Annotated in this window: 7 protein-coding genes, 2 pseudogenes and 1 other annotated feature; of the genes and pseudogenes, 4 read left to right on the plus strand and 5 right to left on the minus strand. The window is 65.3% G+C overall.

The genetic code is table 11. The annotated features are described in order from the left end of the window. Positions 1 to 197: 197 nt before the first annotated feature. The 4 genes and pseudogenes from EGX94_RS12475 (at position 198) to EGX94_RS12490 (ending at position 3,716) form a co-directional block, all read left to right on the plus strand. Positions 198 to 518 (plus strand): transposase, encoded by a 321-nt coding sequence (locus tag EGX94_RS12475; RefSeq protein ID WP_021797668.1) that lies wholly within the window; start codon positions 198 to 200, stop codon positions 516 to 518. Beyond that, positions 476 to 572: a sequence feature (AL1L pseudoknot), on the plus strand. Its footprint overlaps the gene before it by 43 nt. Further along, positions 515 to 1,225, plus strand: coding sequence for an IS3 family transposase (locus tag EGX94_RS12480; RefSeq protein WP_021797666.1), 711 nt, complete (start codon positions 515 to 517; stop codon positions 1,223 to 1,225). It overlaps the preceding feature by 58 nt. Before EGX94_RS12475 ends, EGX94_RS12480 begins: the two co-directional genes overlap by 4 nt. Beyond that, positions 1,182 to 2,594, plus strand: a pseudogene (locus EGX94_RS12485) (IS30 family transposase). Before EGX94_RS12480 ends, EGX94_RS12485 begins: the two are co-directional and overlap by 44 nt. A 54-nt stretch (positions 2,595 to 2,648) precedes the next feature. Continuing rightward, positions 2,649 to 3,716, plus strand: a complete 1,068-nt coding sequence (locus tag EGX94_RS12490; RefSeq protein WP_081707404.1) for an IS630 family transposase — start codon at positions 2,649 to 2,651, stop codon at positions 3,714 to 3,716. A gap of 243 nt (positions 3,717 to 3,959) precedes the next feature. On the opposite strand, the gene EGX94_RS12495 is transcribed toward EGX94_RS12490, so the two are convergent. The 5 genes and pseudogenes from EGX94_RS12495 to EGX94_RS14505 all read right to left on the minus strand — a co-directional run. Next, on the minus strand, positions 3,960 to 4,703 hold the full coding sequence (locus EGX94_RS12495) for a hypothetical protein (RefSeq protein WP_123826379.1): 744 nt from the start codon (positions 4,701 to 4,703) through the stop codon (positions 3,960 to 3,962). Between the two features lie 575 nt (positions 4,704 to 5,278). Beyond that, entirely contained in the window at positions 5,279 to 6,148 is an 870-nt protein-coding gene (locus tag EGX94_RS12500; RefSeq protein WP_021797692.1) for a polymorphic toxin-type HINT domain-containing protein, read from the minus strand. A 27-nt stretch (positions 6,149 to 6,175) separates the two neighbouring features. Then, on the minus strand, positions 6,176 to 6,505 hold the full coding sequence (locus EGX94_RS12505) for a hypothetical protein (protein WP_021797687.1): 330 nt from the start codon (positions 6,503 to 6,505) through the stop codon (positions 6,176 to 6,178). 12 nt (positions 6,506 to 6,517) lie between these two features. After that, positions 6,518 to 7,837, minus strand: a complete 1,320-nt coding sequence (locus EGX94_RS14480; protein ID WP_021797693.1) for a pretoxin HINT domain protein — start codon at positions 7,835 to 7,837, stop codon at positions 6,518 to 6,520. A gap of 3,850 nt (positions 7,838 to 11,687) precedes the next feature. Further along, a pseudogene (locus EGX94_RS14505) lies at positions 11,688 to 12,875 on the minus strand (DUF6531 domain-containing protein); the annotation flags it as partial. Positions 12,876 to 12,884: the final 9 nt, after the last annotated feature.

Consider the following 12,884-nt stretch of genomic DNA (forward strand, 5'->3'; position numbering starts at 1 on the left):
TTGACGAGCAGCCCCCGTCGTCGTCGATGACCAGTACCACCGGAGTGCTCCACGTTTTGGACATTGATAAAGAGTGGTGTTCCCGATGTGTGTGTGATGTCTCAGGAGTTCGGTGACGGTTTGAAATGGTCCGGGTTTGCTTCCTATGAAGCGCCCTGGGTTTCGTTTCGGTCTATTTCCTCGAGGAGGATCGGAGCATGTCCCAGAAGTACAGCCCCGAGTTCAAGGCGAAGGCCCTGCGGCTCATCGAAGAACGCGTCCGTGCCGAGCAGTGCTCCGGCTGGGCTGCCTGCACCGTCGTGGGCGAAGCCCTCGGCGGGATCTCCCCTCACACCCTGCGGGGCTGGTGGAAGCAGAGCCACATCGACCGAGGCGAGGCCCCCGGTGTGAGCACCGACGAGTCTGGCGAGATGCGCCGGCTGCGCCGGGAGAACCTCGAGCTGCGACGCGCGAACGAGATCCTGCGCAAGGCCTCGGCTTTTTTCGCAGCGGAACTCGACCGCCCCACGACGAGATGATCCGGTTCATCGACGAACACCGTGACCGTTTCGGGGTCGAGGCCATCTGCCGCGTGCTCAGCGCGACGGAGTGTGGGTTCATCACTTCCCGCGGGTACCGGGCGGCCAGGACCCGCGCGTCATCGGCACGGGCACTGCGCGATGAGATCCTCGTGGCCAAGCTCCGGCGGGTCCACGCGGAGAACTACTCCGTGTACGGGGTGCGGAAGATGCACCACGCGGTGCGCCGTGCTGGCTGGGATCTCGGCCGTGACCAGGTCGCCCGGCTCATGCGGGCCGCCGGCCTGCAGGGCATCAGGCGTGGCCGCAAGCCGGTCACCACGCGTCCTGCTGAAGCACCCGATGCCCGGGCCGATCTCGTCGAGCGGCAGTTCACAGCCCAGCGTCCTCATCAGCTCTGGGCCGCTGACATCACCTACGTGAGGATCCTGACCGGGTTCTGCCATGTCGCGTTCATCACCGACGTCTGCACCCGGCGCATCGTGGGATGGGCCGTCGCGGCGAGCCTGCACACCGCCGGACTGCCGCTGCTCGCCCTTGAACACGCCCTCGTGGTCACCGGGGCCGGCCGCGGCCGGCAGGGGCTGGTCCATCACAGTGATCACGGCTCCCGGGGTGGGTTCAGCTGGTCGTCGCAACAGTTTGATCGGGAGGGTGTTGATGATGGCGGTCGGGTACGGGGGTGTGGAGACCAGTGGTGCGTCTGAGGGGCTGCGGTGTCAGTGGCGGGCTGACAGGGCGTTGGGCCTGTGATGTGTTCACCGGGGCGCCCGGAACCGTCTCGGGCGCTCCAGAGGCGGTTCTGGCGTGTGGTAGCCGCTGGGGTCACCACGACAGAGGCTGTTACCGCTGTGGGCGTGTCGGTTCCTGTCGGGGCGCGGTGGTTTCGTCACGCTGGGGGCATGCCCCCGATCAGTCTTGCCGAACCCGGCCGGCGTTACCTGTCCCTCGCCGAGCGTGAGGAGATCGCGATCCTGCGCGCCACGGGCCAAGGAGTCCGTGTGATCGCGCGCGCTACCGGCCGTGACCCGGGAACGATCAGTCGTGAACTGCGCCGCAACGCTGCCACGCGTGGCGGGAAGGTGGAGTACCGGGCCACTGTGGCCCAGTGGAAGGCCCAAGAAGCCGCGAAACGTCCCAAGACCGCGAAACTGGTCACCGATCCCCGACTGCGGGACTACGTCCAGGACCGTCTCGCTGGCAGCGTGACCAGGCCCGACGGCACCGCGGTGAAGGGGCCCGACACCCCGGGCCTGGAAGGGATTGAACAAGCCCCACCGGGCCGATCGGCGCTGGTCGAAGGCATGGAGCCCTGAGCAGATCAGCAACCGCTTGAAGCTGGACTTTCCCGATGATGAGTCCATGCGTGTCAGTCACGAGACGATCTATCAGTCACTGTTCATCGAGGGCCGCGGCGCGCTCAAGCGTGAACTGGTGACCTGTCTGCGGACCGGACGAGCCTTGCGGCGGCCAAGGGAACGTTCCCGCAACGAACCCGAAGGCCATGTGAGAGCCGATGTCGTGATCAGCAGGCGACCCGCCGAGGCCGCAGACCGGGCGGTCCCCGGGCACTGGGAAGGCGACCTGATCATCGGGACGGGCAGATCAGGCATCGGTACCTTGGTCGAACGCCACGGCCGCGCCACGATCCTGGTCCACCTGCCCAGGCTGGAAGGCCACGGTGAACAGCCCCGGACCAAGAACGGTCCGTCGTTGGCAGGCTACGGCGCCGAAGCGATGAACACCGCTCTGACCGCCTCGATCACCACCCTGCCCCAGCAGTTGCGCAAGACCATCACCTGGGACCGTGGCAAGGAACTGTCCGCGCACGCCGCGTTCACTCTCGCCACGGGCACCAAGGTCTACTCCGCCGATCCCCACAGCCCCTGGCAACGCCCCACCAACGAGAACAACAACGGCCTGTCACGCCAGTACTTCCCCAAGGGCACTGACCTGTCACGCTGGAGCGCCACAGACCTCGAAGCCATCGCCCACACACTGAACAACCGGCCCCGCAAGAGCCTCAACTGGAAGACCCCAGCCGAAGTCCTCAACGAACAACTATGGCCGTCATGAAACGAAACCGTATTTTTCGTGGATTTCCTGTGCTGTTTCGGATATGATTGGGACATGCAGGTAGAGATCACCCCGGAAGAAACCGCCGTCCTGATCAGGTGGAAGAAGCGCGCGGACAATTACGTGTTGGTGCGGATGAAGACAGAAGCGATCCTGTACGCTTCTCGAGGCGTTGATGTGAGCATCATCGCTGAAATGGTTGAGCGCAGCGTGAAAACCATCCGGGAGTGGCTGGCCGGTTGGCGGGACAGTAGGATGTGCTCGGTCCTGACCGGGCACGCCGGGAACCAGAACGCGGCGAAACTCACCCGCGCCCAGAAGGAAGAACTCAAGACCATCTTGACCCAGCCGCCCTCCCAGACGGGTGTCCACGCCGAGTTCTGGGACGTCCCAGCGATACGTGATGTCGTGAAGATCCTGTTCGATGTCGAGTATCAGTCGGATTCTTCGTACCAGCTGCTCCTGCGGTTCTGCGGGCTGAGTTTCAAGCTGCCGGACCCGTTCGACAAGCACCGCGACGAGCAGGCCATCACCAGGCGCATGGCAGAGGTGAAGACCCAGGTCAAGGACCTGTTGGACGCCGGCTGGGAGGTGTACGCGGCAGACGAGGTGCGCCTGGAGCATGAGGCCGAGACCCGCCGCATGTGGCTCCCGAAAGGACAGCGCACCAAACTGTCCGTGGACCGGAAGAAGACGTCCCAGTCGTTCTTCGGTGCTCTCTCGTTGACCAGCAAGAAGGTCAAGTTGTATCCGATCGAGGGGAACCAGAACACCGAGCAGACAATCCTCGCGCTGGACCGACTTCAACGCGAAACCCGGGAGGAGAAGATCGCGGTCGTCCTCGACAACGCCCGGTTCCACCACGCCAAGATGCTGACCTGTCTCTACGAGCCCGGTCAGCTACTGGAACGCATCACCCCGATTCATCTGCCACCGTATGCGCCCGACCACAACCCGGTCGAGCACGTCTGGAACACCGCCAAGAACAACATCGCGAACATCCAGCGCGAGACCCCCGAAGAAACCTTCGGCGCGTTCACCTCATACATCACCGGCCGCACCTTCGACCACGACTTCGAACACCTCCCACCCCGCGACACCGAAAACGATCTTGTTTCATGACCGCCATAGCATCAGACTTGCGGCCTGTTCCTTGATTTTTTTGGTCACGCATCAATTATCTCGGGGCAGGCCGCCCTCTCATCTTCCGCGACACGCCCCACGCGAGATCATCGACGACAACCCGAACCAGCCCCATGAACAAGCCTCTGTGATGAGCCGTATTTCCTCTGTCCCATGTGCAGTGATCCTTCCTGTCATCACTGCCTCCATCAAACCCGGGGCGCAACACTCCACGGTTTTGTTTCATGACGGCCGTTGATTTGCTCTGATCAGCCCAGGAGGGAGTAGTTTTTTCAATGTCAACCCATTGTCGCCTGACATGTCGAGAGCTGCTGAAACACTGTTTCTGGTCAGTTCTGCAACGCTCGTCCGCAAGTCAGCGACTACTGAACCCAATTTTTCGCAGATCGTTTTGACGTCATCTTTTTTGTCTGAAACATGATTGGCAAGCTGCACGATTATTTCTGCAACGAGATATTCGGCAGTGACCTCGCTACCCCTCTTGTAGACATCACTCTGTGTGACCTCACTTAAAATCTGGTGAGTGCTGCACAATTCGTGGAGCGCGTTCATCAGTATGCTGTTTTCCATGTCGCGCTTTCTGGCTTCTTCCTCCCAGCCAGGGTATTCATTTGCTACGTCATCGATTGTGACTCGAAAGATGTTCGATGTTTCGTCTCCGTTTTCAAAGCCGAGCTCTTCCCAGGTATGATCAAGCCAGTCGCTGAAGTGTATGAACTCTTCCTCGTTGCCTCGCCGAATGGAGCCTACGTTCTCGCCATGAGAGTAGCTCAGAGCCTCTATCAAGTTCTTAAATGCTCCTGCATTGTCGCGCAAGTAGTCCAGCGGCATTTTTTGGAGAGCGCGAATAATATCTAGCTCTTGATAAAACCTCATGATCGTGGGGTATTCATTGAAATCTTCGATTCGTGTCATATCTTGACCTTCACCTTTATTCGGGAAAACCTGGTAATGCAGGTCAGCCAATTGGACGATGAGTGCTATGAAGAAGGATCGATCGCTTGTTGGCGGTCGAAAGGTGGTGCAAGTCGCCTCTGGAGGTGCGGAAATTATGTCGTAAAGGAATGTTGTGAAGTTTCTCAGAGGCTTCGCGTTGTAGACTGGAAGTGTGTTTTCGGCGTGTCAATGAGCCATTCTCGGTGGTTTTCTTGCCGTGTTCGATTATTTTTGACGATGATGGCTGGCTCGCATTCAGTGGTGTTCAGGATTATTTCAACTTTCATGTGAACGAGTATGCGTGTTCCATATAACCCTTTCATTGAGGCTTATTCACAGGGGGCCAGATCGCGATCATCACCCCTGGTCACAGTGTCATCCGCAGACGCTGTGAATAAGCCTCATTGCAATCAGATAACCGTTTCTTCTGTGGCGACATCGACCCGCACGGTCCAAGCGTATCCGAAAAAAGATTGCAGATTCGTCAAAAATGTTCCCTTGTTCACGAGGTTTGTTCACAGAGTCAACAGACATTGACTTGGCAAGAAGTAACGCTTCTGATGGAGGTCCCTGTGAACGAACCGTCCATGAGGGCCGAAATTATTCTAAAACGGCGACCCGCCAAGTGGGATGTGTGACTCATTATTATTGTTACGAGGGCGCCACGCTTCATCTGTTCCAAACCATCCATTTGGGCCTTTGATGCTAACCGTTGGCCCATTGCTTGAGTTTGATCCTTGTGGAGCCCTGGGGTTCGGGCCGTGCATGTGTACATGGTATGTGCCGTTGTCCGCTCTTTCGCCACCTGTGGGGAAATTAACTGGATCTTCCCTCCATGTGTTGGGTAGTCCCTGCTGATCGGCCCACTGGTGGAGGCTTTCGTAGTCGCCTCTGCCGTTGACGATGGTTTCGGTGGGGTCTTCCGGGATTGTGCGGAATTGTCCGGTTTCGGTGTCGCGCCATCTGCTCGCGGTGCTGTCCCACCGGCATCCGTTGTGGACGAGGAGCCAGCTTCTGGTGGTGGCGACGTGGTAGGTGTGGGTGTTGTTGACTTCGATGTTGTGGACGGTCTGGACGGTGCCGGTCGACTCGATGGTGTGGAGGTGGACGGGTTGTCCGGTGTGGTCGCGGAGGGTGTCTTCTGTGGTGAGTTGGCCGGCGGGGGTGAAGCCTTTGCCCTCGACGTAGAAGGGGTGGGCTGCTGTGGTGGTGATCTGGCCGGTGCTGGTGGTCAGGCGCAGGGTCGCCACGTTGTGGTGTGTGAAGGTTGCGGTGACGGTTGCTGTGGTGGGCTGTCCGGTGTCGGGGTCGGTGGAGGCGACGCGGTCGCCTTCGGTGACTTGTTCGATGGGTTTGCTCGACCCGTCGGCGAGGAGGATTCGGGTGCCGGCGGGGAAGCAGCCGTAGGCGGAGGTTTCGGTGACCGCGGACAGGGCGCCGGTCCTGCCGCCGGCGGATGTGTTCTCGCGTTTCACCGCCGCCGTGCCACAGCACGTCAAGAATCATCGCTTGAGATCCGGATATTCTTTGATCAAGCTGTCATAGCCGAACCTGAAGGCGGCACTTCCTTTCAAGCGAGGTTTTCCGAGTTTCGGGTAGACGTCATCGAGCCAGTCGGCGAACTTGAAGAACTCGCCCTCATTCTCAGGGGTGATGTCGACATAGGCAACGTCGCCGTAGGAAATCCCCATGAACAGAACATAATTGTTAAATTCGTCAAAGTGCTCCTTCAGATAGCCCAAGGGCATGCTCATGAGGCCATGGATCGCCTCGATCTCCTCATTGATCTCAAGAATGGGCGACCTTGGTGGAAGGTCATCGAATGTGATCATGATCAGTGTCTCCTACTTGTTGTTTCCGTATGGCCATCCATCCAATGGAATGTGGGTTTCATTTATTGAAGAACTGTCGACCCACTCACCATTAGTGGTGTAATGTTGTTGAGTTCCACGATCGGTTATCCCTATGGTGGGGCCTTCGGCTGAATTTCCCCAGGGTGCTCTGGGGTCGATGGAGTGGGCGTGTGACGCCTGTTCCGGTGTCAGGACGACTTCTGTTCTTGGGAATCTGTTGCTCGTCCTGACTTCAAGGGACGCGTCGGGGCTGTCCTTGACCAGTTGGGTCATGTCATCATACTGCACACGACCGTTGTTCACGATCTCGGTCTGCTTCGTCGGGGTCGCGACGGGCTCGCCCGTCTCGTAGTCAACCCATTCTCCGTTCCGGTATGTGCATCCGTTGTGGACGAGGAGCCAGCCTCCGGTGGTGGCGACGTGGTAGGTGTGGGTGTTGTTGACTTCGATGTTGTGGACGGTCTGGACGGTGCCGGTCGACTCGATGGTGTGGAGGTGGACGGGTTGTCCGGTGTGGTCGCGGAGGGTGTCTTCTGTGGTGAGTTGGCCGGCGGGGGTGAAGCCTTTGCCCTCGACGTAGAAGGGGTGGGCTGCTGTGGTGGTGATCTGGCCGGTGCTGGTGGTCAGGCGCAGGGTCGCCACGTTGTGGTGTGTGAAGGTTGCGGTGGCGGTTGCTGTGGTGGGCTGTCCGGTGTCGGGGTCGGTGGAGGCGACGCGGTCGCCTTCGGTGACCTGTTCGATGGGTCTGCTCGACCCGTCGGCGAGGAGGATTCGGGTGCCGGCGGGGAAGCATCCGTAGGCGGAGGTTTCGGTGACCGCGGACAGGGCGCCGGAGGCGGCGCCCATGCCGCCTCCGACGGCGGCGCCCTTGCCGGTCGCGGCGAGCAGCCCGCCGGCTGTGTGGGGGCCGGGGCCGGTCAGGTAGCCGGCGCCGCCGGCGAACCCACCGCCGGCTGCTCCTGACGCGGCGCCGACGAGAGTGGAACGGCCCAGACAGTTCATGGCGCTTCCGGACAGGGCGGAGGCGGCGCCTCGTCCCGCCGCGCCGCCCACGAGCCCGGCGGCGCCGCCGATGAGGGCGGAGACACCGACCTGGCTCCAGTCGATCGGCCCGCCCGCGGCGTGTTGCTGGTCGATGTTCTGCCAGCCGCCCACGATGGCGCCGGCGACCGCGCCGCCGGCGATCGGGCCCATTACCGCGGACAGGCCCACGGTGAGCAGCGTGCCGACGACCAGGTACTTCCAGTTGTCCTTCAGGTAGTCCCCGGCGGCTGCCACCCCGGTCGTGTGGGCGTCGCGCCAGGCGTTCATGTCGGCGTCGGTGAGGGGGTGCAGGCCGGTCGGGTCGGACAGGTTGACGGGGTCGTTGCCGGCGTAGGAGTACGGGTTCGCGGCCCAGCCGGCGCCCAGTACCGGCGGGAGCGGGTCCGGGGGACAGGAAACCGGCCGTGGCCGGGTCGTAGGCCCGGGCGCCGGTCAGCGCGAGCCCGTCGACGCCGAGGGTCCCGGTGCTGGACAGGCCGAGCCCGCCGCCGAGACCGAACCCGTCGGCGCCGGGCTCCCACGGGCCGGCGCCGGCGTCGTGGCCGGCGCGGTCGGGCAGCAGCCAGCCGCCGGCTGGCCCGCCGACACCGAGGCCGGCGCCCACGTCCACGATGGGCACGTCACCGACCTGGATCGGTGCTCCGCCCCACGGGTCGTCCCATGCGATCTGTTGGTCGTTGATCTGGGCGAGCCCGCCCAGACCGTCGGTCTGCAGTTCGGTCACCGTGGCGGGCCCGCTGGTGCCGGTGGTGGTGATGCGTTCCAGGAAGCCGTGCGGGTCCCAGTCGAACATTCGGGATCGGCCGTCATCGTCCCGTTCGCCGGTTCTGCGGCCGGCGCCGTCGTGGGTGTACTCCACCTGGCCGCCGTCCGGGCGGCGCATCCACGTCAACTGCCCCGAGGCGTCGTACCCGTAGCCGGTGCGCCGCCCGCCGCTGGTCTGCCCGGTCAGGCGGCCGTTGGGGTCCCACTCGAACTCGGTGACGATGCCCTCGCCCGACACGGCCCGCACGAGCTGACCGGCCGCGTCATAGCCGAACACTGTGCGGACGCCGTCCACGGTCTGCGCCGTCACGCGCCCGTCCCGGTCGCGCTCGAGGCGGGTCGTGCGCACGAAACCATTGCGCTCAAGACGCTGAGCGACCACGCCGCCGCCCTGCCAGACCCACTCGGCCCGCACCCCGGGCGCCGTCACCGCCGTGATGCGCCCCAGCTCGTCACGGGCGATCTCGGCCCGCCCGAGCCCGGGGTGCTCCACCGCGCTGACCCGCTCGTCGGTGTCGTACTCGTAGCGGGTGACCGTACCGTCCGGGCGCGTCATCGAGGTGCGCAGCCCGTCGGCGTCGTATCTCCAGCGCACCGTCCGCCCGTCGCGGCGCCGCTCGACCAGCCGGCCCAGCTCGTCCCACCTCAACGCGTCGGAGTCCTCGCCGGAGACCACGGTGTAGGAACGCGCGGCATGATCCCGCGATACCTGCGACAGCACGCGCCCGCCGGCCAGCGTCGCCGCATGCCTGCCCGTCGCGTCGTAGCGCCATTGCAGGTCCCGGCCGTCCGCGTCGACCCGGGCCGCGGGCCGGCCCGCCGCGTCCCACCGGTACCGGGTGGTCCGCCCCGCAGGATCTGTCATCGCCGTGACCCGGCCCACCGCGTCATAGGCGCACGCGGTCCGTCCGCCCATCGGGTCGACCAGCCCGACCCGGCGCCCGGACCCGTCGTACTCGAAACGGGTGGTCCCGCCGAGGGCGTCCGTCACCGACACCAGCTGCCCGGCCGTGTCGTAGCCGAACCGGCGGCGCCCGTTCCACGTGTCCCGCACCCAGCTGATCCGCCCGCACCGGTCGTAGCCGAACCGGGTCCGGCCCCGGCCCGGCTCGACCCGCTCGATGATCCGCCCGCACGCGTCGAACCGTGACGTGACGCGCTCGCCCGTCGGCCAGGTCTCACCGATGATCCGCCCGTCGCCGTCATAGTCGATCTCGTACCGGCGCCCGCCCGTGCTGACCGTCGCCGACCAGCGCCCGCACGCGTCGTACTCGTACCCGAAGCACTTCCCGCCCGGTTGGGTGATGCGCACCGGCCTGCCGGCGGCGTCGCGCTCGACGCGCGTGACCCCGCCGGCCTCGTCGATGCTCTCAACAACGCGTCCGCACCGGTCATGGCGCGCAGACACCTGCGAACCGTCACTGCCGGTCCGGCTCGTCAACCGTCCCAGCCGGTCCCAACCCGCGCCGATCCGTGAACCGGCATCAGAAGCGGCCGTCGGCAGACCTGCCGGACCGTACCTGAAGTCTTGGACCACGCCGGTCGGATCGACCGAACCCGTCAGATTCCCGCACGCGTCGTACGACAACTCGGCCCTGCCCCCGGCGGCGTCGGTCACCTGGCGCAGCCGGCCCAGCCCGTCGTAGCCGAACTCCCACCGGCTCCCATCAGGAAGGATGGCTTGAGTGGTGTTCCCCAGATCGTCGTAACCCATGACGACGGCCCGGCCCAGCGGGTCGGTCGTGACATGCTCGGCCCCGCCGGGCCCGTACTCCACCACGGTGCGCCCGCCCTCAGGGTCCACCACCGCGGCCAGCCTGCCCCCGGCCGTGTGCTCGAACCGCCACAGCGCCCCGTCCGGGTCCCGCCGCGAGACCAGCCGGCCGGCCCCGTCGTAGCGGTACTCGGTCCGATGCCCCAGCGGGCTCACCGCCGCGACGACCCGGCCCGCCCCGTCACGGACCAGTCGGGCCGTGTCCCCGACCGCGTTCATGGCCGACACGAGATCACCGCGCCCGTCATAACCGAACGCCATCGTCACCCCGGTCGGGTCGACCACCCTCGTGAGCAGGTTCCGATCCCACACCAGGCGGGTCACCCCGCCGGCCGGGTCCGTCACCGTCGACGGATTCCGATCCTCGCCCTCGTACGCGAACAGCACACCCGCCGGGTCCTCATCGACACGGCGCACCGCCACCAGACGATCCGCCCCGTCCCACTCGTAGGAGAACCGAGCACCCGTCTCCAGCACGTGATCGGTCAAACGGCCCCGCCCGTCATACCGGAAAACGGTCACCGCCCCGTCGCGGCCGGTGACCTGGACCCGGTTGCCCCACCGGTCCCAGCCGATGCTCTGCCGGTTCCCGTCCGCGTCCACCATCCCCACAAGACGGCCACGCTGGTCGTGGATCCACGTGTTCGCCCGGCCCCCATCCGAGTCGGCGACCTGCGTGATGTTCCCCGGCAGGTACGTGTAGTGCGAGGTACGGCCGAACCGGGACCGCTGCGATGTCATCTGCCCCCGCTCGTTGTAGGTGTTGGCGGCCTCGACCACACCGTCCGGGTCCGTGACGGTGGCGATGAGGCCGGCCTCGTTCCATGTGTAGCGGCGGGCCCCGCCGCCGGCGGTTCGGGCTTCTGTGAGTCTGCCGGCCGGGTCGTAGGTGTAGTCGATGCGGCGTCCGTCGTTGGCGGTCAGGGCGGTGATTCGTGTGTGGTGGTCGTTCCATTCGATGGTGATGGTCCGGCCCCGCTCATGGGCCAGGCCGACCAGGCGGTCTCCGTTCCACTGGTGGTCCACCCTGGTGCCTGGGCCCCGGCTGACCGAGACGGGCCGGCCGGCACGATCAAAACACCACCGGCCACCCGCATTGTCCGACACCACGAACCAGCCAGCACCACCACCAGCACCGGGGTCGGCATCGGCAGTGGTGGCCACGGCAGAAGAAACAGCGGCAGTATCGGAGGCGGAAGCATGCGCGCCACCGCCGGCGGAGGCGTCCCCGGCGGCACGCGCGCCCGACATGGCGGTGGTACCGGCAGTGGTGGCCATGGTGGTGGGGGAGTCCCCGCCGGCCGGCCCGGCAGCGCCCCCAGCGGTATCAGCAGCAGCGTCGGGGGCGCCGCCAGGGCCGGCGGTATCACCGCCGGCAGCGGGGCCGGCCTCGCCGGCGGGGCCGTCGGTGGTGGGGACGGCACCACCGGCGGTGTTGTCGGTGTCGGGGCCGGGGTTGGTGGTGTGGAGCCAGTAGGTGTCGTTGTGGGCCCGGTCCCAGCCGCCACCGAGGCGGCCGAAGGTGATGTGGCGTCCGGAGGGCTGGACCCACACGGCGCCGTCCTCGGTCACGCGCAGTCGTTGGTCGGCGGTGGAGGCCCAGCCGGGCCCGAACGCCCCGATACCGGCCGACAGGGAGTTGTACATGCGGTCGAACCCGAGGGACGCGCACCCGCCGTCGAAGGACAGGTCGGTCTCCGGCTCCACGAAGTTCCCGGTCGTCGTGTTGACCGGGTCGTCCGCGTAGCCCGAGGTCTGGGGGTCGCCCTGGATGGTGGGGGCGGTGACGTCGACCGGCTGGCGGGTCTGGGTCACGCCGGCGGCCTGGAGGGAGGCGTCGAGGGCCGCGTCGGAGACCGTGGAGATGGCGCCGGAGGCGCCGGCGGCCTCGAACGCGGCCGCGACCGTGTCGACCCAGCGGGTCTCGTTCGTGTTGTTCGCCCCGAATGTGGCCAGGGCGGTCGTGATGCCGGACGTGTCGATGCTGCACCAGGAGCACTTCGCCGTGAACTCGGTGATGGCCCCCTCCAGGGTGCCCTTCTGGGTGGTGACGGTGTCGTTGGCGCCGGTCACGTTCGACGAGTACGTCCGCAGGTCATCGGGCCGGGCCGAGCTCGTGGCCCCGGACCCGCCCGGGGCAGGTTCGGACCAGGGTGTGGTCGTGACCTCGTGGGGCTGTGGGAGTGGTACCTGGGCGGGTCCTGCGGGGGGCTTGTCGCCGTTGGACACCCAGTCCCAGCCCTTCTTGAAGATGTTCTCCTTGTCCTGCCGGTCGGCCCACTCCTTGGCCTGCTTCCTCCGCTCGCGTTCGGCCTGGGCGGCTTCTTTCAATGCCTGTACCTCGGTTGCGAGGTCGTCGAGGGCCGAGGCGATGTTCGTGCAGTCCGTCGAGGCTGTTTTCGCGTTCGTGTCGAACACGTCCGCGTAGTGGCCCTCGAAGTCGGTCGACGCGGTCGTCGCCCATGACGTTCTCGAGGCGGCCTGGCTCGTCAGGGTGGCCGACAGGGTCGTCGCCGCCGACTTCAGGGTGTCGGCCGTGGCGTCGTCGAACGCCACCGGCTCGTCATAGGCTCCCAGCTTGTCCGAGTACTCGGCCACGACATGATCCTTCCCACACAGGTACAGACGGGCCAGCACCGGGGGCGGGCGGCCACACCCCACCGACGCTAAACCGAACGGGCCAGTGGGCACCACCCCTGAGGGGTGACCGGACCGGTGCCCTACATGCCGACGATGACTCGCCGAAACCCCTAGCCATGAGACCATCCGGCCACT

This window comes from Propionibacterium acidifaciens (assembly GCF_003798325.1).
Taxonomy (GTDB): Bacteria; Actinomycetota; Actinomycetes; order Propionibacteriales; family Propionibacteriaceae; genus Propionibacterium; species Propionibacterium acidifaciens.

Bases quoted from the DNA above. Each gene is read 5' to 3' on its own strand.
- EGX94_RS12475 (WP_021797668.1), top strand. From the start codon at position 198: ATGTCCCAGAAGTACAGCCCCGAGTTCAAGGCGAAGGCCCTGCGGCTC.
- EGX94_RS12480 (WP_021797666.1), top strand. From the start codon at position 515: ATGATCCGGTTCATCGACGAACACCGTGACCGTTTCGGGGTCGAGGCC.
- EGX94_RS12490 (WP_081707404.1), top strand. From the start codon at position 2,649: ATGCAGGTAGAGATCACCCCGGAAGAAACCGCCGTCCTGATCAGGTGG.
- EGX94_RS12505 (WP_021797687.1), bottom strand. From the start codon at position 6,505: ATGATCACATTCGATGACCTTCCACCAAGGTCGCCCATTCTTGAGATC.
- EGX94_RS14480 (WP_021797693.1), bottom strand. From the start codon at position 7,837: ATGAACGCCTGGCGCGACGCCCACACGACCGGGGTGGCAGCCGCCGGG.